Below are 22,040 nucleotides of genomic sequence, written 5' to 3'. Positions count from 1 at the left end.
TCGGATTGACCTGAAAAACAGGCCTTATTCGAGCAGGATTGCACTAATCAATACCATGCGAAACGACTTTCTGAAGGGAACGAACGACGGAATGACCACCACCGATAAAGAGATCGAACGGGCGCTCCGGCCGCTGTCGTTCGAAGACTTTACGGGCCAGGCTAAAGTGCTCGAAAACCTCGAAGTATTCGTGCGGGCAGCTATGCAACGGGGCGAAGCGCTCGACCACGTACTGCTTCATGGCCCTCCGGGTTTGGGCAAAACAACGCTGTCGCACATTATAGCGAATGAACTCAACGCCAACATCAAAATGACCTCCGGGCCTGTGTTGGACAAGCCGAGCGATCTGGCCGGACTACTGACGAATCTGCAACCGAACGACGTCCTGTTTATCGACGAGATCCACCGGCTGAACCCCATCGTGGAAGAGTACCTGTACTCGGCTATGGAGGATTACAAGATCGATATCATGCTCGACTCCGGCCCAAACGCCCGGACGGTACAGATCAAGCTTAATCCGTTTACCCTGATTGGCGCGACGACGCGGGCGGGTATGCTGACGTCTCCACTGCGGGCGCGGTTTGGCATTAGCTGCCGGTTAGAATATTACGACGCCCAGCTCCTTACGACCATTGTTCAACGGTCAGCGGCCATTTTGGGGACGCCTATCGACGAATCAGGTGCCTACGAGATTGCCCGTCGTAGTCGGGGTACACCACGTATTGCCAACAACCTGCTGCGCCGAACCCGCGACTTTGCGCAGGTGAAAGGAAACGGGTACATCAACGTCGACATTGCCGAGATTGCTCTGAGCGCACTCGATGTAGATCAGAATGGGCTGGATGATATGGACAACCGGATTCTGCTGACCATCATCGACAAATTCAAGGGCGGGCCAGTAGGGCTTACGACGATCGCAACGGCTTGTGGGGAAGAAGCCGAAACGATTGAGGAGGTATACGAGCCGTTTCTTATTCAGGAGGGTTTTTTGAAGCGGACCTCACGCGGTCGGGAAGCGACGGAAAAGGCGTACATGCACTTAGGCATTGTGCCGCACTATAAAACCGGTGAGTTATTCGGTTAATAAAAAAGCCCTCTACGCAGAGGGCTTTTTTGTTGGCCGTTGACAGGTAACGGGTTTAACTTTCTAGTTAAGAATTTTGCTCTTATAAATACAATCGATTATCTCGGATACGGCCGTGTCGACAAGATAGTAGTAGATATTTTTTCCACTACGTCGAATATCCAATATGCCTTTGTCGCGCATATTAATCAGATGGTGGGAAATCAGAGACTGTTCCGCGTTCAGATTTTTATAAATCGTGGATACGTTCAGTTCTTTGTTATCATTCAGCATTTGAATGATTTTGATTCGCAATGGGTGAGCGACGGCCTTAAGTACATAAGCCGCTTTGTCAATACGTTTATCGTCGTCCATAACCTTATCAGTAGCCATACAAGAATGAGATTGTCAGGTGTGATACGTAGGCAAGATAAGTCAAAAAGCGTCATACTTTATGGACTAACACGCTGAAAGTGAGCGTTTCTTATTTAAAGGTAAATTTGTATCCTATTGGGGCATGTAAACTTGTTAATGGATTAGGTTTCTGATAAATATAGTAGTAAGATTTACTCATAAATGATATCTATAATCCATAACAGACAATCAGTTAACGGGCGGCTGTGTTGCCTGGCCGATTACCCCGCCATCCAATCAGAAATACGCCGGTAAGTACCAACAACGTACCCACAATTTGTTCTGTACTGATACGCTCGTGAAGGATCGTACTTGATAACACAATTGTAAATATTGGCCCCACACTACCAATAATGGATGCATTTCCGGAACCAACCCGTTTAATGCCTTCGGTAATCATGAATGTCGGAATTACTGTCACGAAAATGCCCATGCCTAGGCCCAGCCCATAAATGGGCATTGGATAATGGTCAATCTGCAAGCCATTCTGGACCAGGCAATGAATAACTGTCGGCACTGTGGCTGCCATCATAGCGTAACAGGTATAGCGCTGAGAGCCAACGTGGGTAATCATGCGGTCGCTGCCGACCAGATAAACTGCATACACCAAACCGCTTAAAATAACCCAAAAGGCACCCAGGACAACGTCTCGTTGCGAAGAGGTTTCAATGTTGCCAATAAAGGCGATGAATATACCGGCGTAGGTAAGACCAAGTGCCAGCAGCTGCAACCGCGTAACCCGTCGGCCAAAGGCATTCATGAGCAGCACAAAGGTGGGATACGTAAACAGCAGAATCCGCTCCAGACTTGCTGTGATGTAAACCAAGCCCAGGAAGTTAAAGAAGCTGGCGCAATAATAGCCTGTAATTCCCAGGGCTGCCAGGGTTAGCCATTGCCGTGTTGTAAGCTGAACAGGAGGATATTTTTGGGCCAGGTTTAGCGCAATACCGATGTAGAAAGGTAAAGCAAAAAGCATACGTAACGTGAGCAGCGAAATCGCGTCGATTTCATACTGATACGCCAGCTTGATCAGAATCCCTTTTGTTGCGAAGCAAAAAGCCGCTAGAAACACCAGAAAGGCACCAAGCCAATAGCGTGTACGGGTAGACTGCGGCAACATGGACAAATTTATCCCGCCAGCGATGACCTAAATCAGCGCTGGCGGGACGTAACATTTATTTCTGGCGGAAAAACAAGGTTAGCGGAACACCCGTAAAGTCGAAATGGGCCCGGATTTTATTCTCCAGAAAGCGCTGATAAGACTCCTGAACGTACTGCGGCAGATTGCAGAAAAATACAAACGTCGGTGAAGGAGTAGGCAGCTGAAGCATATACTTAATCTTGATCATCTTGCCTTTCATTGAAGGCGGAGGATACCTCTCAATTTCAGGCTGCAAGGCTTCGTTCAGCTTCGAGGTCGCTATGCGCTTGCTCTTGTTTTCGTAGACTTCCATTGCCTTTTCCATAACCTGGAAAATGCGCTGTTTTTCGTGGACAGACGCGAAGATGATGGGCAGATAGTCGATCGGCATCATGCGCTCGATCATCTCTTTCCGCAACACATCGGCAGTCCGGTGGTCTTTTTCAACGGCGTCCCATTTGTTGACCATGATGACTACGCCTTTTTTTACTTTAACCGCCTGACCAATGATGTTCAGATCCTGAGCCTCCAGACCACGCGTAGCATCGAGCATGATAATGCATACATCAGACTCTTCCATGGCCTTGATCGACCGAAGCGTAGAGTAGAACTCGATGTTATCCTGAATCCGGGCTTTACGACGAATACCAGCGGTGTCCGTCAAAATAAAATCTTTCCCGTACGCTTTGTAACGGGTATTGATCGCGTCGCGGGTGGTACCGGCAATGTCGGTTACGATACTACGTTCCTGGCCAGTCAATACGTTCAAAAACGAGGATTTCCCGACGTTAGGACGGCCCAGAATTGCGATACGGGGAATGCCCGCATCCGGATCTTCTACTCCCTGTATCTGAAAGTGCTTTACCACTTCATCCAGTAGGTCGCCGGTACCGCTGCCGGTCATCGACGAAATTGGATACGGATCACCTAACCCTAACCCATAAAATTCGACCGCACTATGAGTTCGATCCGAAGTCTCAGCTTTGTTGGCAACCACGTATACCGGCTTCTTTGTCCGACGTAGTACGTCCGCAAAATCTTCGTCTAAACCTGTTATACCAGTTTGCGTATCAACGACGAACAACAGAACGGTCGACTCCTGGATTGCAATTTCCACCTGCTCGCGAATTGACTCTTCAAATACGTCTTCCGAGCCAACCACATAGCCGCCAGTATCGATAACGGTGAAATACTTGTCGTTCCATTCCGCTGTACCGTAGTGGCGGTCACGGGTAACACCACTCTGATTATCCATAATGGCCTGCCGCTGTTCCGTCAACCGGTTAAACAGCGTGGACTTGCCCACATTTGGGCGGCCAACTATTGCAACAATATTTGCCATTTCTTAAAAGGAGTGAGGAGTGAGGAGCGAGGAGTGAGAATGCTCTGGTTAAAATGCTTACATCAGCCATTCTCACTCCTCGCTTTTCACTCCTGATGCTTATTCATCATACCCTAAACGCTTGAGCATACGCTCTTTCTGACGCCAGTCGGGTTCTACTTTAACGAATTGCTCTAAGAATACTTTTTTGCCGAAGAAGCGTTCCAGTTCCTCGCGGGCCATGATGCCCGTTTTTTTGATCATCTTACCGCCTTCTCCGAGCAGAATTGCGCGTTGTGTGGCGCGTTCAACCAAAATCTCGGCCTGAATCACAATGATGTCTTCTTTCTCTTTAAAGCCAGTTACGACGACTTCACTGCTGTACGGGACTTCCTTTTTGTAATTAAGAAAGATTTTTTCCCGGATGATTTCGGATGCGAAAAAGCGCTCCGGCTTATCGGTCAGCTCGTCTTTCGGGAAGTAAGGCGGATGCTGAGGCAAGCGGCTGATAATGCCCTCAAATACGCGGTCAATGTTAAAGCCGTTCAAGGCAGAAATAGGCATAATTTCCTGCGCGTTGAAATGCTCCTGCCAGTACGTAATCTTCTCTTCAACCTGCTCCTGCGTGGCCTGATCAATCTTATTAATCAGCAACAGGACAGGTACTTCCGATTTTTGAAGCCGCTGAATAACGTCGTTCTCGTCGTGCTGCTCAAAGATGTCTGTGACAAACAGCACCACATCGGCATCTTCCAGCGAGCCACGTACAAAGCTCATCATAGATTCATGAAGCTTATACTGAGGCTTTATAATACCGGGCGTGTCGGAGTAAACGAGCTGGAATTCCTGACCGTTATGGGTTCCGTTCAGAATACCCATAATGCGGTGGCGGGTGGTTTGCGCTTTGGAGGTGATGATCGATAATCGTTCGCCAACCAGTTGATTCATCAGCGTTGATTTACCAACATTCGGTTTGCCAACGATGCTGACGAAACCGGCCTTGTGATCGGCCGGAAAATTTTCTACAGATTTTGTGTTCATGCGTAGGTGATCCCACTAATTGATTTTCAGTGGCTTTAGCAAACAACTCCCTGCTGGAAAAAAACGTTTCCGGCAGGGAGTAAAACTTTTTTTGACAAAGGTAGTTGTTTATTTAGAAAGTCGCCGTACTTTTGCAGTCCAAACATCGCGGGATGGAGCAGTTGGTAGCTCGTTGGGCTCATAACCCAAAGGTCGCTGGTTCGAGTCCAGCTCCCGCTACTAAAGTAAAGCCACTGGTTGCCAGTGGCTTTTTGTGTTTATTTAACTGCACCTAACATAACCTGTACCAATCCGGTTTACATCATCTAACTACCACCACTCAACGTTAGGTGACCATTTTTCGAATTATATCCAACCGGGCTTGCCTGTTCATCTCCTGTTTGGCAATAGCAGCCTCCAGCGCTTTTGCGCAAACCGAGGCCGAGGCACCCATATCCAATCAACCGGGTATCTATTTTCCGCAAGCTCCCCAACCGGGTGAGTGGCATAAATCAATAGGGTTAATCTTCACCACGACACCACCCGAACTAACCGAAGAAGTTAGAGTGAGTGTGCCAGCTATTGATGTCAACTTACAACGTGGCTTAACGAAGCATTTGTTTGCGGTAGGTCGGCTGCAAACCCAAATCGTGCAAAGTAGCTTAACACTTGGTGCTCGCTGGGCTACGCCGATCACGACTAAATTATTCGCATCGGCGGGTTATGAGGTATCGGGCTGGTTCGGGGCGCTTAAGATCAAAGACGTATTCAATAGTCAGGCTTATGGCGTACAAAGCTTTCCAAACATATCGGTAGGGTATCGACTGACAAAGGATTTGCAGCTGACCGTTCGGTCGGAGGCTATAATTGATCTATACTACCGGTCGAGCGTCGGTACATTAGCTGTGGAGGATAAGCGGGCAAGCTTCAATGGCGTTGCTTTCTCATTTATACTTGAACAGCCCTTTTATGATAAGCGGCACGTAACGCTCGGGCTCCGGGCGGCCTATTCAAACTTTAACTGGCAGTTCTGGTCACTCTACGATACGTTTGATCGAGACTTGTTTTATCCTCAACTTTTTTTCGCATTTATTCTGTGAAACAGACGTATTATCTGGTTATATGTTGCCTGTGGTTGCTGGTAGGAGGATGCCGGAAACAATACGAATCCCCCGTACCTTACGCGTTTGTGAATGAATCCGGAGCAGGGCATTTTACCAAGCCTATTCGTACTATGATGGAAGGAGTGTATGCTGTTTCGGATGGGTCGACCCGCTTCGGGAGCCAGGTGGCCCTGAAATGGACGTACTTGCTGAATGGAACGGACACTACTCACTACGTATCCATTTTCTCGGGTGTAGACGCTACGTTCTTTAACCTCGAAGGACAGCGGACAAAGGATAGTTTAGTGATCGGCGGTTATTGGCGAAAGCTCGTAAATACGGCAACCGGGCAGGTTCGCTTTACCCTCCGGACCAAACGGAATGGACAGTTTGTTGCTTTTGCGGATAGCTTAGCTGATAATGACACGCTTGTGCTGGATGGCGCCTTCGGTGAGCAGACCGCTGCTCCTTCCCAAAAGCTTACCTTGACCTACCAGCGCCCGTTAAATACAAAGCCATTTTCGATCATGGCCCACCGGTCGGGTGGGCGCACCTCCGATTTGCTGCCTGCCTCAGAAAACTCGATTGAAATAATCAAGCTAGCTTCCAGGCTGGGCGCAACCGGTATTGAACTGGATGTGCGCTATACGAAAGACGGTGTTCCAATCCTGTATCACGACAACACACTCAATCTCCGGCTTATCCAGAAAAATGGGTTGGAGGGATCCGTTGAGTCATATACGTATCAGCAACTGCAAACGTTTGTCCGGCTCATCAACGGAGAGAAGATACCCACGCTGGAAGAAGCGTTAGAAACAGTTGTCAACAGTACGCCCCTCGAATTTGTGTGGCTCGATACCAAGTATATTGGGCCAATGGATAAAGTGCAGGCCATTCAGCAGAAGTATCGACAATGGGCTCTGGCCGCCGGACGTAACGTACAAATTGTAATCGGACTACCGAGCCAGGAAGCTGTTGACTCGTACCGGGCACTGGCCAATAAGGAAGATACGCCCATTTTATGCGAGTTAGATACCGCTATCACCCAGTCGCTGGGTGCTCGTATATGGGCACCTCGCTGGACACTCGGTCCGCAGACGAGCGAAGTGGAGGCTATGCAGGAAGCGGGCCATACGGTATTTGTCTGGACGCTCGACGAACCAAAGTTCATTGAGGAGTTTATCAATCAGGGCCGTTTCAACGGAATACTGTCAAACTATTCACCGGTTGTTGCGTATTACCATTATGTCGGTCAGTAACTCTATGGCACACTACGTACGCATACTTGGCTGCTTGATCGTTCTGCTTGGAACTTATGCAGGTACCAAGGCGCAAACGGCCGCAGCAACCGATTCACTGACGGCGAAGCCAAAGCGGGATCCGTATAACCTTGTGTTGATAGGAGGCTGTGGCGTCGCCTATTATGGGGCGCAGCTGGGGGTTCCATCTACGCTCGACCGGGTGATTTTTAAACGCTTTGGCACTCCGTTTACATTTCGGGCGATGTGGTACCCTGATCACCGGTTACGGATTGGCCTGGAAACGGGATGGACACCTATGTATTCGTACCAGGGTGCATCGGCCAATCAAGCAGCAGGCGTATCGGTGTCGGCAATACCGGTGCTGATTGTTTTCTCGATGCCATTGGCCTGGTTAAGTGGCACAGAACGTAGTTTAGCCCGGCGACTGTCGATAACCGGTGGAACGGGGGCTTATCTGATTCAGTCGGAGTTAAATTACGAAGGAAGGGTGACATCCAATCGATTAAGCGTTGGCTGGATGGCCGCAGCGGCTTATACCCAACCCATCAATCGCCGGTTTCGGTTGGCTACTGAAGTAAAATGGCTCAACGCTACGGCTACTAACGACGCCAACTTTTCGTTACAACTGCAATTGGTATGGCGCGCATTTTCATGGTAAGTGAATTAGAGTATGATGGAAGACGACAAAAAAACAGATATTCTGTTCCTGAGCGATACGCAGGCCCCCATGTGGGTTGAGCGTTTAGTGCTGCGGGCGCATCAGAATACAAAAGCAACGATGGCTATTTTTTCCGAGATCATCCGGTTAAAGCCACCGGTGCTGTATTGGCTTGGTGACATTGTTTCGCTGGGTTATCGGAACAATAAATGGCGGATAATCGACCAGTTCTTGGCAAACTGCACCGAAGTAGGTACGGCGGTGTATGCCATTATGGGCAATCACGACGTAATGGGCAGGCCCCGTAAAGGAGCCCGCAACTTTCAGAAGCGGTTTCCGGAGCATAGCCCAACGGGTTATTTACAGAAGACGGGCGATGTAGCGGTGGTGATGCTGAATTCAAACTTTCATACGCTTTCGGCGGCTAATTTAGTGAAGCAGCAAACCTGGTACGAGCAAACGCTGGCTGATCTTGATGCCGACCCAGCTATAGCGGTCGTCGTTGTAACCTGCCACCATGCTCCCTATTCAAACAGTAAACTGGTTGGATCATCGAAGCTGGTACAGCAGCGGTTTGTGCCGCCTTATATCAGATCGGCCAAAGCTCAACTGTTCATTACCGGGCACTCACACGCATTTGAGCGCTACCGATTTGAGAATAAAGAGTTTTTGGTGATTGGTGGGGGAGGAGGGCTACGACAGCCCCTGAACCTGTCACCCAGTCGGTTACCTGATCTGGCTACAACCTACAAACCTTTGTTTCATTACCTATCAGTTCGGCGCGAAGGCGATGGATTGGCTTTGACTTCGTACTGTCTGAAAAACGACTTCTCGGGCTTCAAAGAAGGGTATAGTTACCAGATTGCTACCGCTACTGAGGTGGCGAGTCAGGGGAGTTGAACGGCACGGTAGTAGACAGGTATAACGAAGCGAATTAACTTTCTGATTTTTAGTGATTTATTTTGCCTTTGTTTAAACTTTATCGGTAATGTTGGTCTTTTATATACAAAGTACCGAGACTGCGTAATTAATTGACTACCTTATGCCGATGAAAACAATCAAACGTTTTTTTAACAAGCTCGACGTACTGTTTCGGGCGACAGACATCGGTACGTATTTCGTTCCTATGTTTCGGCCTATGGTTACCGAACAGGAGCGTTTATATCCGGCCGTAATTCTCCAGCCAATACAGGTAGAAGACCAACTACAGCCTATTTTTCTGAGATCGTCTGCTAAACGGAGCGCGGGTTTATGACTACGCCCCCGGATGAGCAGCGTAAGTCGCGTCTAAATCGCCTGCATCAGTTACTGGAGTCGGATGTATTTGACCAGAACCGTGTCGATGACGGTGCCTGCGAGCGAGCCTTCGTCGAACTTATTCCTTTGTTGAATGATGTTTTGCAGCAGTCCGAAGCAGCTGGGCAACGGATCGACTTCACAAAAGAGGTTGGCGTAAACGGTAAAATTCAGGACATTACGTCGCTGGTACACGGCTTAAACGAGCAACTTATTGCTGAAAAGAATGCCCTGAATACCGGTTCCATAAGCCAGTTTAACTGCTATCATAACGCAGGTACGGGCTATTTTGCCAATGGCGTGTTCTTCACGGTTGACTACGATGAGGAAGTTGCTTTCTTCGTGGATAAGCAACGTATTTACCTCAACAGACACATCAAGAGAGCCTTGCAGGAGGCTGAGTATTATCTAGCCAAAGAATCGGTTCCGATCACTAACCTCTGACGTTGAAGCGCGGCCTTACTGCTCGTTTATAGTACCCGCGCCAAGTTCCGACAATAGAGTCTGCCAATATTGGGTTACAGCCGGGTTATTCTCTTTTACCGATGCGTTTGGCTCGAACGGTAAAATGAGGGTAATCTCGGGGCTCCCAATGGTATACCGCTTAAGTTGTCCGGCATCGGCCTTTGCCCATTCGTCGGCCTGGGCGTTATCTTTTGGCGGCTTCACCTGAAAATCCCGGCGGTCGGCTCCTTTAACGCTTTCGATCATGTCGCTCAGGTAATATACTTTTACCGTAGCCCCAGATTCGTTCGCCTTGGCAATAACGGGCAGACTGGCCCATATATCCGTCTCCTGATTCGACGCACCCGCATTCTGAGCTAATAACTGTTGCAAAACCCGCTGACGAATCTGTGCTTTTTCCCGACTTAACATCAGATTGAATTCTGTTTCGGCGGCTTCGCGGTCAGTTGGGCTGGCGGCACTAAGATCTTCCAATTCAGTACGTGTCGTTACGTTCAGCGCCCGCGCTTTCGAGGTGTTTTCGTGGATGAAATACACATCCAGTCTGTCGCCTTTCTGCCGGATGTTCTGTTCAATAATATCGGCAATGGCCTGCTGATATTTCTGCGCGACAAACGCTTTGTTGACGTTCACGCTACGTGTCTTATCCAGGAAGATCAGTGTGTAGGTTGGCTCGTCGGTTGTTATGGGCTTGTCATTGTCAGAAGAGCAGGATTGCAGGAAAAGACTGCACAGCAGAACGCCAAAGACGCACACCGTTCTTAGCGAATAGATGTGGTTCGCTGAACGATACGTTGCTGGATTTTTCGTGATCAAATTGACTAGTTGCATACGTTTACTGCACTACTTTCGCCTGTAACGTACTGTACGCAGGCGCGTTGTGATTCCAATCGTCGGTTATAAGCGTTTTCTTTAAAACCGCGCGCGAGGTCAGAAGGTTGTCTTTGCTCCGATAGGTTTCTTCCCAGCCCACAATCTTATGCGGAAATTGATTGTCAAAGACAAGCATCAGTGTACGGTCGTCGGAGGGGTATGATATGGTGTAGGCCGTAAGTTTTTTTCCCGGATACAAAATTCCCTGATAAGGGCTCACTTTAGCGTTCGCTACTAACGGATGGAGCTGTTTATGACGTAATCGGGCCGTCATTGTACCCGGGATCAGGTGAATTTCGCCCGTGGGCAATCTGCCCGGATTGAGCCGGATGCGGTTCCAGAGTTCGTCTTCCAGCATTGCCTTTTCCAGCGTATACGCTTCGTCCACTTCGTTCTCAACATACGACCTACCACTCACCTGGTAGCCATTGTTACGGTAATTAAGCTGTACGTAGCTGTGCCCATTCCAATCCTGGCCCGACGTACTAACTTTCAACGTATTCGAATATGGAGACAGTTGACCAGCACTAATAGGGGTAAAAACAGAGGTGGAAAGCGAATAATCGGAGAGTCCGGCTGTGAATTTTTTGAGCAGGTTTGTTTTCAGAACGGGTATGGATCGGTCATGGCCTTCCGGCGTTTGCGCTTGTACCTGTTTATCAGTTCGAAAGTCTTCGGTCGCGAAAATCAGCACGGCTTCGCCAGGATTTAAGGTGCCAGACTCCGCCTGTTCAAGCTTGTACGTGTTTACTTCCGCTTTTCCGGTAGCCCAGTACTTAGCGAAATTAGCTGGTGGAACTGCCTGTGTAATCGACGCTGCGGATGGGTTGCTCTGAAAGACAGTTGCTTTCAGAGCAAACGCAAACACCGTAGCGAGGGCTAGCACAATAAGCAGGAAATTTTTTTGGATGAACATACGGCACGTACAAATTCGATCCGACAAAAGTCAGGCAGTTTCGCTTATCTTACAACTATTTAGCACCCAGATCTTCTTACGATGCAGTTACGACTACCCTTTATTTGGTTCTTCTTAGTTATGTGCTGTAGCCTGGTGACAGCACAGGTTGAGAAAGCGCCCCCGCGCCGTGAAGGCGAAGGACCGTTTGGGCGGCTGATCATTCGAGGTGTTACGTTGATTAACAGCACAGGGGCACCACCAATCGGTCCCGTCGATATTGTGGTCGAGAAAAACCGGATCGCTCAGATTCGGCAGGTTGGCTATCCCGGCGTGGCTATTGATCCGCAAAGCCGCCCAAAGGCTGCAGCGGGTGATAAAGAACTCAACTGCGAGGGTATGTATCTGATGCCCGGCTTTGTCGATATGCATGGGCATATTGGCGGTCAGGAGCAGGGCGCGAACGCTGAGTATGTGTTCAAGCTTTGGCTTGGTCACGGTATCACTACCATTCGCGATCCATCGTGCGGGAACGGATTGGACTGGGTGCTTGAACACCGGACCAAGAGTGAACGTAACGAAATTACGGCTCCGCGGATCAAAGCGTATACGGTGTTTGGTCAAGGCGTAAAAGAGCCGATCAATACGCCGGAGCAAGCGCGGGCCTGGGTGCAGCAGAACGCCGAAAAAGGAGCTGATGGTATTAAATTTTTCGGGGCTGAACCCGCTGTGTTCCGGACGGCTTTAGATGAGAACAAGAAGCTGGGGCTGCGATCGGCTTGTCACCACGCGCAGCTTGAGGTCGCCCGAATGAATGCGCTGGCTACGGCTAAAGCGGGCCTGACGACCATGGAGCACTGGTATGGTTTACCCGAAGCTTTGTTTGAGGATAAGACGATTCAAAGCTATCCGGCAAACTACAATTACAACAATGAGCAGAACCGGTTTGAGGAAGCGGGTAATCTCTGGCAGCAGGCGGCTAAACCGGGTACCGATCGGTGGAATAAGGTTATGGACGAGTTGATTGCCCTAGACTTTACGCTCGATCCAACTTTTAACATTTACGAAGCGAACCGGGAGCTGATGCTGGCCCGACGTGCCGAGTGGCACGACGACTATACCCTGCCCAGCCTCTGGCGATTCTACGGACCCAGCCGAATTTCGCACGGGTCGTACTGGCACAACTGGGGCACCGAGCAGGAGGTAGCCTGGAAAAAGAATTACCAGCTTTGGATGGCCTTCATCAATGAATATAAGAATCGGGGAGGTCGCGTTACGGCCGGATCGGATTCTGGCTTTATTTATCAGCTTTATGGATTCGCGTACATCCGCGAGCTTGAGCTTTTGCGCGAAGCCGGGTTTCATCCGCTTGAGGTAATTCGGGCGGCTACGTTGAAAGGCGCTGAAGCGCTCGGAATGTCGGATCAGATCGGCTCGGTTGAAGTGGGTAAGCTGGCTGATTTCGTCATTATTGATCAGAACCCGCTGGCGAATCTGAAAGTGCTGTACGGAACGGGCGCTATCCATCTGAATGAGAAAAACCAGGTCGAGCGCGTCGGTGGTGTAACGTATACCGTGAAAGATGGCGTTGTCTACGACGCTAAAAAGCTGTTAGCCGATGTTCGCCAACTGGTCAGCGACGCGAAGCAGAAAGAAAATTTTGAGATCACTCAGCCCGGCGTCGCGCCCAAAGCCGGTAAAGTTGGCGGAGGAAACTAATCAGTGGGGTAAACTTTATCAACGATGAGCCCATTAAAAAAGAGTCCGGGTACTTGCAGTGCCCGGACTCTTTTTTTACAACACGTACTATTGCTTGTTACTATCAACCACTAGTCGCTGTTCGCGGTTGGCAACCTCCCAGGCGGTGTAAAACACCAGTCGGGCGCTACGTTCTGCCAGCTTGAAATCAATTTTCTCGACATCGTCGGTTGGTTTATGATAATCGGCGTGCAACCCGTTGAAATAGAAGATGATGGGAATACGGTGCTTCGCAAAGTTGTAGTGATCGGACCGGTAATAGATTCGCTGCGGGTCCTGCGGATCGTTGTACTTATAATCCAGTTCCATCTTGATGTGTTTTTGGTTCACATCCTCGCTGATCTTGTGCAGTTCGGAAGAAAGCTTGTCGGAACCGATCACGTAGATATAGTTATCTGATTTTCCCTGATGCAGATCGTCTACGCGACCTACCATATCGATGTTTAGGTCACAGACCGTATTGGCCAGCGGCAAAACCGGGTTCATGTCGGCGTAATATTCCGAACCCAGCAAGCCTTTTTCTTCGCCGGTTACGGTCAGAAACAAGATAGACCGACGCGGGCCCTGACCTGCGGCTTTGGCTCTGGAAAATGCCTGAGCGATCTCCAGCACCGAGACCGTACCAGAGCCATCATCATTAGCACCGTTATTAACCTGACCGTCCGGGTTGACACCGATGTGATCGTAATGAGCCGATATAATCATCACCTCATCTTTTTTGTCGGTGCCTTCGATGTAGCCCAGAACGTTGGAAGACTGCACCTGCTCTTCAGTACGTTCGGCTTTTACGCTGACCTTACCCGTTAGTGACGATGGCGTTGGTTTAGCGGCCTGGGCAAGTTGATCAGCGGTCTGTTTCAACGTAGCGGCCTGCGTATTCAATAAAGCCGCAGCGGTTTCATTGGTGATCAGGAAAATGCCAACCGAACCAACGTTTTCGTTGCCGGATTTCAACCCAAGTCGATTAAACCGGCCTTGTAACGCACTCCGTTCGGAGAGTAAGCGTTTGAAATTTTCTTCGGATTCAGGCGAAACAATGAAAATCTGAGCGGCTCCTTTTTCTTTAGCCAGGGTAGACTTAGCACGCCAGCCGTTCGGTCCGCTCCATTTTGAATTCGCTCCCGAGTTGCTGAGGGCTTTAGGTTCACCCTCCAGCATGACGACCGCTTTGCCTTTAACGTCAATATTCGTGTAATCGTCGTAAGTCGCGTCCCCAATGCCGTAGCCCACGAACACGGTTTCATACGCTGTTTCCGTCGGTACGTTTAGCAGACCGTTAGTTGTGAAGTCTTTCAAATAGGCAAAACGTTTACCACCTGCGGTAACATAAAAATCGCCCCATGTCTTCCTGTAAAGCGTAAAGGGTTGCTGATAACCTGTTTTGCCATCGGCAGTTTTAACGATCGGTTTTAAGCCATTGGCGGCAAACTGCGCGGAAATATACTCTGCCGCCTTACGCTGACCGGGTGTTCCGGTTTCGCGGCCCTGCATGTCGTCGGCGGCCAAGATGCGGAGGTGTTTTTCAAGATCAGCAGCCGTAATGGTTTCGGCAAACTTCTGTTGTGCGTGGCTTACTAAAGGCAGGCTAACTAAACCTGCTATACCCACTAGTTTTGAAAATCTCATTTAGGTAATGAATCAGATAATAAATTATTTCTAGTTTGTCAATTCTTGGGAGGTAAGTCCTAATCAACTAACGAATATCACAAGCCATTTAGTAGGTCGTTTAGGCTGTTTGCTTGTTGAGTTGAGTAGAGCGGTGTTTAAGCAAAAAGGGGATAATCAAAAAACTGACGCTGCTCAATAGCAGATTTATACCAAAGCCAATAGCATGCATAAACGTAGCTACAATAACGCTATCCGTTTCTTTCATTCCATACAGAATTAATACCCGGCTGACTAAGAAATGATACGTACCTAAGCCGCCTTGTGTCGGTACGGCCAAACCGCCCAGGGAGCTAACTGTCAGAACGGTTAGCGCGGCTGTTGGCGGTAAGAAAACCGTTTGAGCCGATGCAAAGAATAACGCGTAGGTAATGCTAAACGATAAGACATAACTGCCTATCGTTAGCGCTATAAACAACTTCGGTCGTTTGAGCTGACGAATGCTTAAAAACCCTTTCCCAATATTACGTCCAATGGCTACTGCCCGTACAACCCATCGGTGTTCTTGAAACGCTTTAGTTTTGACCAACCAGAATATAAGGGCAATACTGATTGCCAGTAGAAGTAAGCCGCTTATAAGCAGGTTTATACCTGACTTGCCTTCAGGTGTAAACCTGCTCGCAACCGGAGTGAGAAGGTTTGTGATGTACTGCCCAACGCGCTTAAACTCAAACAAAAAAGTTAAGCCCACCAGAACAATTAACATTATTACATCAATGACACGTTCGGCTACAACAGAACCAAGGCTTTGGGCTAATGGAACGCCATCGGTACGCTGTAACGTACCGCAACGCGTTAACTCACCAGCACCAGGCACGATCATACTAGCCATAGTGCCAGCCAGCAAGGCAACGGTCGTACGAAAAAAGGATGGGTGATAGCCGAGCGCTTGTAAAGTAAGTCGCCAGCGAAGGGGCCGAACGATAAAGTATAGGCTTGTAAGACCTGCGACAATGAATAGCCAGCGGTAGTTTGCCCGATGAAACTGCTCCGCCAGTTGAGCTAAAGGTACATCTTTCAATACGTACCATAACAGCCCGATTGCCAATAGAATCGGCAGAATCTGCCGGGCAAACACCTTATCCATACGGGCAAATTAACTAAATTTAGAAAGGAAACCACCCTGCCTTGCCAGACTGGCACGGTATTAGTAAGTTTGATTGAGTAGATCATCGAGCAAATACTGACCCATAAATAGTTTACCCCATAGCCTCAATCATGTCAAAGAAAAAGAAAGGCGAGCCTACAGTTATAACATCCCGTATAGAAAAAAAGCAATCAGCTTCCGCTTCGACTTTACTGACAGCTAAGCTTGAACAAAACGATAAATCTGAGGCCAAAGAATCATTCGAATTAATTCGCTTTGATAGACGAGTCAAGTGGTTTATTGGTATTTGTGTAGGATTGTTTGTGCTGCTGACGTTGCTCAAGATCAATTATTCGTCAATAGGTATGTGGAATACCGTTATGCCTGATGGCTCAGACGCCAAACGTGGCATATTATCGGGTAAACCGAGGCCTATACGGATTGATGAATGGGGGGTCCTTACCCCATTTATGTTATCACAAGCGCACCAAGGCTTTCCACTTGAGAACCCGGCGATTGGTGGCGAAAAAGTGGCCTTAGTTGGTTATTTCCCAATAAAGCACTTTGTCTCCTTTTTCAGACCTGACTATTGGGGGTTTTATCTATTTGATGTTGAACACGGCTTTGCCTGGCGCTGGAACTTCATTTTGTGTTTTGGACTAATTTCCGTTATGCTAACTTTTATGCTCCTAACTCGCAATCAGTTCTGGCTTTCTGTGCTGGGAGCCTTCTGGTTAGTTTTTTCGCCGGGTCTAGCGTGGTGGTCATTCTTCTTTTTAACAAGTATTTACTCCGGATTTGGCATGTTAGTCGCTTCGGCTTACATGTTTTTCTCTACTAAAACTAAAAGTATTCTCATTGCGGGCGTTCTGTTTTTCTGGTGCTTTGCCATGTTTGCTTTAACGCTGTACCCGCCTTATCAGGTACCCCTGGGTTATCTGCTCTTGTTTCTGTTAACTGGGTACACTTGGCAGCACTTTAACAAACAGCTTCTGTTAAATAAAGTATGGTTGAAGCTGGGCGTTTTTGCGCTGGCCTTTCTGGCAATGGGGGCTATTTTTTATGCTTATTACCTGGATGCTAAATCAACGATCGACGTCATGTCTAATACCGTTTATCCCGGTAAACGTAGTGAAACAGGCGGTACTGGATTCATTGCAAACTGGTTTTCGGAGTATTATGCAGGCTGGCTACTCAATGATCAACTGTTCCCGAAAAACTGGCTTAATATATGTGAGTTGTCACATTTTATTACGTTCACGCCCGTCATTGCTGTTTGCACATTAATCTATTTTGCCAGTACTCGGAAAGTTGATCCATTATTAGCAATTACTTTAGTTTATGTTCTGATTTTGCTGATTTGGATTGAAGTTGGATTTCCGGCTTTCCTGGCGAAAGCAACCTTACTCGACGTTAGTCCAACGCGTCGGACTCAAATTCCTTTTGGTATTGGTAACGTAGTGCTGGCAGTTCTGTATCTAGGCTACATACATTCTAAAAAAATTAAGGTTAGCGGAATCGTGGCAGCTTCCCTTAGTGTGGGCGTTGTTGGATTTATGGTGTATGCCGCTTGGTTAAATTTAAAAGATGCGGAAGGCTTCTATAAATCTCACCAACTGTTTTTGCCTACCCTCTTTTTCATGGGGCTAAATTTTCTGCTATTACCGATTAGTAACTTTCAATACAAAGAAGTGGCTGTTGCTGGCGCCGTAGCGCTCTTTACACTGCCCAACTTAAAAATCAACCCGGTCAGTAAAGGCATGGCTCCTATCACAGAAAATGCACTGTACCAAAAAGTACGGGAATTGCACTTACAGGAACCTAAGGCCCGGTGGGTGGTGCTTGGAAACCAGTACATTACGTATCTAGTGACAGCGACAGGGGTCAATCAATTAAGTGGTGTAAAGAATCAGCCCGATTTTAAGACCATGCGCGTATTAGACCCAACGGCTAAACGCGACTCGGCCTACAACCGGTATGCTCATACGGTATATAATACATACATCGATCCTGTTCATCCTGATACTGTTATTATACAAAACGGATTTGAGGATGGTTATCAGGTAGCACTCGACCCTTGTTCTTCAAAACTTAGGAAGCTGAACGTGCGGTATGTCATTTTTGACCGTACTCCTCAGCCGGTTGAAATTCGATGCATGAAGCAAGTTGCAAAATTGGGTGGTATCGAAATTTATCGGACTAATGACTAATAAGGTTTTCATTCTGATCCCTTCTTTCAATGAAGGCAAAGTCATTCGCCAGACAATCCGGTCGTTAGGGGAGCAGTATACTATTGTACTCATTGATGATGCCTCTACTGATGACACTGCTGGAGCCGTACGTGATTTACCTATTTATTACCTGCGTCACGACATCAATCTTGGACAGGGGGCCGCTCTACAAACCGGAATGGACTTTGCCCTTCAGCAAGGGGCTGACGTTGTAGTGCATTTCGACGCAGATGGGCAACATAATGCAGCTGACATTGACCGATTTATTAATATTTTAGAAACTCAAAAAGTTGACGTTGTATTAGGCTCTCGATTCATGCGTCAGGAGGATTTGCTGGCTATACCACGTTTACGGCGCTTGTTGTTACGTATTGCACGAATTATCAACGGGTTGCTCACTGGATTATGGCTATCTGACGCTCATAACGGCTTTCGGGTTATGAACCGACAGGCGTTGCGGACTATCCAGTTAAAAGAAAATAGGATGGCTCACGCTACCGAGATATTAATGCAGATAAGACGGCAGCAATTACGATATATTGAATACCCGACCCACATAGTGTACACCGAGTACTCCCAGGTGAAAGGGCAACGTTGGCAGGGGGCGATCGATATTTTAATTGATGTATTTATTAACAAATACTTCCGCTAATGTTTACGGACCTTCATATTACGTTTACGCCAATTCAGCTGCTGCTGTCTGTATTGTTGCTGGTTGTAGCTGTAGCCTCGTTGAGGCTTTTTAGAAATCGCCTGCTTTACCGGTTATTTTTTGTCGCTATTGTATTAACGGGTATTCTGTTTGTGGCTGTCCCCGAGTTGCCATATTACTTAGCGAATCGATTAGGAGTCGGTCGTGGTGTTGACTTGGTATTTTATTTACTTTTTACCGGTTTTTTGTTGCTAATAGCGGTGTTATATCGTCGATTATTACAACACGACGTTATTCTTACGCAAATTATAAGGCAAAATGCCATTAATAATTACAAAAGCCTTCGCTTAACTAATAAAACGTTAAAGGATTAGCCAAACAAGTTCTATAATCTGCAAGGCAAAAAACAGTTCTACATACGAGCCCAATAGAAGGGAGCAATTCGGTCGTTAAGGGCAGATTGTTCTGCAAACCACTGTTTAGGTGCGGTAATTACACGGTCGGTTGCTGGGTTAAGCCAGGCTCCCCACCAACTGAATGAGCTGTTTGCTACGATAGCATGGCGACATAAACTCATCAGATACATATCCTGCCAACTGTCGGCCCCTTTATTATGACTGACGAACGTGGCAGGAAAAAATAAACCTCCCAACTCCTGTTTAACCCAGTCGGGATCATCTGAAAAAATAAAGAATTGAGCGCCTGATACTCGTTGACGGAGGTATTCGGCCGAGCGGTGATAATACGCTTTATCACAAACGCCATGGCGTCGGTTAGCCATAAGGTTGGTTATATAGTCGCCCCTGCGTACGTGCACAAATGTGGCGCTTTGGCCCGATATAATGCTTTCAGCAACCACCGCAGTCTGGTCAGAAAGACGCTTTTTGAAAACTAGTTGTTTTCGCAATGCTTCTTCTTCTGCCTTAAAATAATCTTCGGACTGCCAATAACCAAAACATAAAGCATCGTACGTTGGCCCGTCAAAATTTATTTGATCTGGCCGAGCAGATTCGCGTAGTAAAACAGCTTGTCGGCCAGGCAACAAGGTGCGGCTTAGGCATCGGAGCGTATCATATAGTGAAGCCTTTATAGTCGGTAACCCAAAAATATCTAATTCGTACTGTCTGGGCGTATAATTTCGGAGCCTAGCTAAGGAATGACTTTCTAGAAAGTGGTGCTCCAATCGTAGCTCGGTTTGTAGTTGTCGAGACAGTTTAAAACCGAAGGCGTACTGAAATAACTGATTACCTAATCCCCCCGCAAGTATAGAGATGACCATAAGCGCTTATGCCTCGAATTCGAATTGATAGTTTGAATGCCAACGTCTGAATTGTTTGCCCCTCCATACTAAACGGCTAGCTTGTGTTCTTGTAAACCGGTCTTAAGAATGTGAATCAACCTTTTATTCACATTTAAGAGTTGCTATTCTCTTGTAAACTTCTGCACGCCTTTAATCAGATCGTCTAATCATTTCAAAAATGCCGCATCCATAGTTACAACCAAAGTTAGCTTGAGCTGCCTCAGAGCACCAATCCGCGTCTTCTACAAATTGCTCATTGTCATCAATATATGAGAAACGTTTTATGACGTAGTCCGTAGTAAACAAGTTAGCTAGGTAGTTAATTGAGAACACCCGATGTGCATTATACACGATTCCTTGAGGGCCAATTGGCGATGAAAAGTAAAACGTGCCTCCCGGTTTAATGATTTGTCGAATGTTATTTAAGGCTTTGATATGGCCATTGGCGTCAATTGGATCGCCGTAACGACCGAGGCCAAAATGCTCAATAGCGTGTAGGGCAGAGATAGAATCGGTTGAATGAACAAGATCCGCTGGTAGATTCATCAGATCCGCCTGACGAAAGCTAACGTTAGGAATTAATCGGGATAAAGGTCTGATATCAATGATTTCGATAGGTCTATATGAAGCAACATGACCAACGAATCCGTCAATACGAGAACCGATGTCTACATGCTTAACCGGATTGTTTTTGAAAATGCGCTGAGCTACATACAGGTCTTGTTGAAAATAATGCTTTACTAACTCACCACTTTCTGCGTAGCGATCAAAAATAGCAGGGTAATAACTTCGGATTGGAAAGTCGGAATGACCATTTAGCTGACTCCTAAGTGTAAAATAATCATTTATATAAGCAGGTGTTGCCTTTATACCGCCCCAAACGATTTGTAAACCAATTTTAATGATACGTCCAATCATAAATGATTAAGCTTTTAAAATTTTTCGCATTCTATTCATAAAATAGATTAGGGTTGATTCTGGAATACATTTAATTGCAGTAGAAATAAACCATATCATTAGCTTATGAGAGGTAGGTGGTGTATAAGCAAAGTCACGAACGAAAATCTGCTTAACTTCCATATTAATAGCCCATTTCTTCCTTACATTAGTAAAGACAGTATTACTATCATGGATCCGGTAGCGAGTAAGAGGCTCTGGTAAGTTGACAAAGATTAAACCATTGTGAATGTGAATGAATAAGCTATAGTAATCATCCGTAAATAACTTATGTCTTAATACGTAAAAGTCGCCTTTAATAATGCCACTTCGATACATAATAGCTGGATTGGCCACTGGAAAACGTAAATAAAATTCATAGTAGATTGCTTCATTTGACAAAGGATACGTCCTAATGCCTTTGCTCTGACCATTATTGTCAATAAGTTCCAAATAGCTTCCAACTAAAAACACAGACGGATTAAGTTCTAAGAAGTTCACTTGTTTAGCGATCCTATCAGGTACGGCTACGTCATCTGCATCTAGTTTGGCAATATATTTACCTGTAGCATGGCGACAAGCTACGTTAGAAGCAGCTTCTCCGGCGTGACCCAATGGCTCAGGATAAAAAACAATTTTGATTCGTTTATCGCGCCGGGCATACCTGTCAAGTATAGCAGCTGTTCCATCTGTAGAGCCATTGTTAAGTATGATAAGTTCTAAGTGAGTGTATGTCTGTGTCAATATACTCTCGATTGCTTCCGCCAAATACCGCTCCCCATTGTAAACAGGCATGACTACGGATACAAGTGGAGTAGTAGAGTTAACCATCACTGTAGGTTAGACAATTATCAGGCCATAATACTCGTAACTTTTACTCAAAATCGCACCTTCTGCCGT

22 protein-coding genes and 1 tRNA gene are annotated in these 22,040 nt (G+C 47.1%); 12 read left to right on the top strand and 11 right to left on the bottom strand.

Going from position 1 to position 22,040, the window contains the following annotated elements; all coding sequences use genetic code 11:
* The first annotated feature begins 55 nt into the window (after nt 1-55).
* On the top strand, nt 56-1,084 hold the full coding sequence (gene ruvB, locus ACYVBJ_RS01250; RefSeq protein WP_460980486.1) for a Holliday junction branch migration DNA helicase RuvB: 1,029 nt from the start codon (nt 56-58) through the stop codon (nt 1,082-1,084).
* Nucleotides 1,085-1,147: 63 nt separating this feature from the next.
* On the opposite strand, the gene ACYVBJ_RS01245 is transcribed toward ruvB, so the two are convergent.
* The 4 genes from ACYVBJ_RS01245 to era form a co-directional block, all read right to left on the bottom strand.
* Nucleotides 1,148-1,456: an ArsR/SmtB family transcription factor gene (locus ACYVBJ_RS01245; RefSeq protein ID WP_460980485.1), complete on the bottom strand. Its 309-nt coding sequence runs from the start codon at nt 1,454-1,456 to the stop codon at nt 1,148-1,150.
* 214 nt (nt 1,457-1,670) lie between these two features.
* A complete protein-coding gene (locus ACYVBJ_RS01240) occupies nt 1,671-2,597 on the bottom strand; it encodes a DMT family transporter (protein WP_460980484.1) in 927 nt (308 codons plus the stop codon).
* Between the two features lie 55 nt (nt 2,598-2,652).
* Entirely contained in the window at nt 2,653-3,960 is a 1,308-nt protein-coding gene (gene der, locus ACYVBJ_RS01235) for a ribosome biogenesis GTPase Der (RefSeq protein WP_460980483.1), read from the bottom strand.
* 99 nt (nt 3,961-4,059) lie between these two features.
* Nucleotides 4,060-4,980, bottom strand: coding sequence for a GTPase Era (gene era, locus ACYVBJ_RS01230; protein ID WP_460980482.1), 921 nt, complete (start codon nt 4,978-4,980; stop codon nt 4,060-4,062).
* A 146-nt stretch (nt 4,981-5,126) separates the two neighbouring features.
* Here era and ACYVBJ_RS01225 point away from each other — a divergent pair.
* The 7 genes from ACYVBJ_RS01225 to ACYVBJ_RS01195 all read left to right on the top strand — a co-directional run bounded on the left by ACYVBJ_RS01225 (nt 5,127) and on the right by ACYVBJ_RS01195 (nt 9,722).
* A tRNA-Met gene (locus ACYVBJ_RS01225) sits at nt 5,127-5,199 on the top strand.
* Nucleotides 5,200-5,360: 161 nt separating this feature from the next.
* Nucleotides 5,361-6,059: a hypothetical protein gene (locus ACYVBJ_RS01220; protein WP_460980481.1), complete on the top strand. Its 699-nt coding sequence runs from the start codon at nt 5,361-5,363 to the stop codon at nt 6,057-6,059.
* On the top strand, nt 6,056-7,321 hold the full coding sequence (locus ACYVBJ_RS01215; RefSeq protein ID WP_460980480.1) for a glycerophosphodiester phosphodiesterase: 1,266 nt from the start codon (nt 6,056-6,058) through the stop codon (nt 7,319-7,321). Before ACYVBJ_RS01220 ends, ACYVBJ_RS01215 begins: the two co-directional genes overlap by 4 nt.
* Nucleotides 7,322-7,325: 4 nt before the next feature.
* Complete coding sequence (locus tag ACYVBJ_RS01210; protein ID WP_460980479.1) at nt 7,326-7,982, top strand: hypothetical protein; 657 nt, start codon at nt 7,326-7,328, stop codon at nt 7,980-7,982.
* Nucleotides 7,983-7,994: 12 nt separating this feature from the next.
* Nucleotides 7,995-8,882 (top strand): metallophosphoesterase family protein, encoded by an 888-nt coding sequence (locus ACYVBJ_RS01205; protein ID WP_460980478.1) that lies wholly within the window; start codon nt 7,995-7,997, stop codon nt 8,880-8,882.
* 148 nt (nt 8,883-9,030) lie between these two features.
* Nucleotides 9,031-9,237, top strand: coding sequence for a hypothetical protein (locus tag ACYVBJ_RS01200; RefSeq protein WP_460980477.1), 207 nt, complete (start codon nt 9,031-9,033; stop codon nt 9,235-9,237).
* On the top strand, nt 9,234-9,722 hold the full coding sequence (locus ACYVBJ_RS01195; RefSeq protein WP_460980476.1) for a hypothetical protein: 489 nt from the start codon (nt 9,234-9,236) through the stop codon (nt 9,720-9,722). Before ACYVBJ_RS01200 ends, ACYVBJ_RS01195 begins: the two co-directional genes overlap by 4 nt.
* Nucleotides 9,723-9,737: 15 nt before the next feature.
* On the opposite strand, the gene ACYVBJ_RS01190 is transcribed toward ACYVBJ_RS01195, so the two are convergent.
* Both ACYVBJ_RS01190 and ACYVBJ_RS01185 read right to left on the bottom strand, forming a co-directional pair.
* Complete coding sequence (locus ACYVBJ_RS01190; protein WP_460980475.1) at nt 9,738-10,574, bottom strand: hypothetical protein; 837 nt, start codon at nt 10,572-10,574, stop codon at nt 9,738-9,740.
* A gap of 4 nt (nt 10,575-10,578) precedes the next feature.
* The gene (locus ACYVBJ_RS01185; RefSeq protein ID WP_460980474.1) at nt 10,579-11,532 is read right to left on the bottom strand and encodes a hypothetical protein; all 954 of its coding nucleotides are present in this window, start codon (nt 11,530-11,532) and stop codon (nt 10,579-10,581) included.
* 81 nt (nt 11,533-11,613) lie between these two features.
* Between ACYVBJ_RS01185 and ACYVBJ_RS01180 the strand changes: the two genes are divergently transcribed.
* Nucleotides 11,614-13,230 carry an amidohydrolase family protein gene (locus ACYVBJ_RS01180; protein ID WP_460980473.1) on the top strand — a complete coding sequence of 539 codons (1,617 nt, stop codon included), beginning with the start codon at nt 11,614-11,616 and terminating at the stop codon, nt 13,228-13,230.
* Nucleotides 13,231-13,317: 87 nt separating this feature from the next.
* Here ACYVBJ_RS01180 and ACYVBJ_RS01175 read toward each other — a convergent pair whose 3' ends face one another.
* Nucleotides 13,318-14,895, bottom strand: a complete 1,578-nt coding sequence (locus tag ACYVBJ_RS01175; protein WP_460980472.1) for a M28 family peptidase — start codon at nt 14,893-14,895, stop codon at nt 13,318-13,320.
* Nucleotides 14,896-14,995: 100 nt separating this feature from the next.
* Nucleotides 14,996-16,021, bottom strand: coding sequence for a lysylphosphatidylglycerol synthase transmembrane domain-containing protein (locus ACYVBJ_RS01170; RefSeq protein ID WP_460980471.1), 1,026 nt, complete (start codon nt 16,019-16,021; stop codon nt 14,996-14,998).
* 131 nt (nt 16,022-16,152) lie between these two features.
* On the opposite strand from ACYVBJ_RS01170, the gene ACYVBJ_RS01165 reads away from it, so the two are divergent.
* The 3 genes from ACYVBJ_RS01165 to ACYVBJ_RS01155 are packed head-to-tail and all read left to right on the top strand — an operon-like array spanning nt 16,153 to nt 19,278.
* Nucleotides 16,153-18,231, top strand: coding sequence for a DUF7657 domain-containing protein (locus ACYVBJ_RS01165; protein ID WP_460980470.1), 2,079 nt, complete (start codon nt 16,153-16,155; stop codon nt 18,229-18,231).
* Nucleotides 18,224-18,904, top strand: coding sequence for a glycosyltransferase family 2 protein (locus tag ACYVBJ_RS01160; protein ID WP_460980469.1), 681 nt, complete (start codon nt 18,224-18,226; stop codon nt 18,902-18,904). The genes ACYVBJ_RS01165 and ACYVBJ_RS01160 overlap by 8 nt, the downstream gene beginning before the upstream one ends.
* Entirely contained in the window at nt 18,904-19,278 is a 375-nt protein-coding gene (locus ACYVBJ_RS01155) for a DUF2304 family protein (protein ID WP_460980468.1), read from the top strand. Before ACYVBJ_RS01160 ends, ACYVBJ_RS01155 begins: the two co-directional genes overlap by 1 nt.
* A 38-nt stretch (nt 19,279-19,316) precedes the next feature.
* Here ACYVBJ_RS01155 and ACYVBJ_RS01150 read toward each other — a convergent pair whose 3' ends face one another.
* The 3 genes from ACYVBJ_RS01150 to ACYVBJ_RS01140 all read right to left on the bottom strand — a co-directional run bounded on the left by ACYVBJ_RS01150 (nt 19,317) and on the right by ACYVBJ_RS01140 (nt 21,971).
* Nucleotides 19,317-20,183, bottom strand: coding sequence for an alpha-1,2-fucosyltransferase (locus ACYVBJ_RS01150; protein ID WP_460980467.1), 867 nt, complete (start codon nt 20,181-20,183; stop codon nt 19,317-19,319).
* 171 nt (nt 20,184-20,354) lie between these two features.
* On the bottom strand, nt 20,355-21,122 hold the full coding sequence (locus ACYVBJ_RS01145; RefSeq protein ID WP_460980466.1) for a DUF268 domain-containing protein: 768 nt from the start codon (nt 21,120-21,122) through the stop codon (nt 20,355-20,357).
* A gap of 6 nt (nt 21,123-21,128) precedes the next feature.
* Complete coding sequence (locus tag ACYVBJ_RS01140; protein ID WP_460980465.1) at nt 21,129-21,971, bottom strand: glycosyltransferase family 2 protein; 843 nt, start codon at nt 21,969-21,971, stop codon at nt 21,129-21,131.
* Nucleotides 21,972-22,040: the final 69 nt, after the last annotated feature.

Source organism: Spirosoma fluminis (assembly GCF_054778895.1).
The sequence above is the reverse complement of the archived record's forward strand: the minus strand, read 5'-3'. Positions and strand labels throughout refer to the sequence as shown.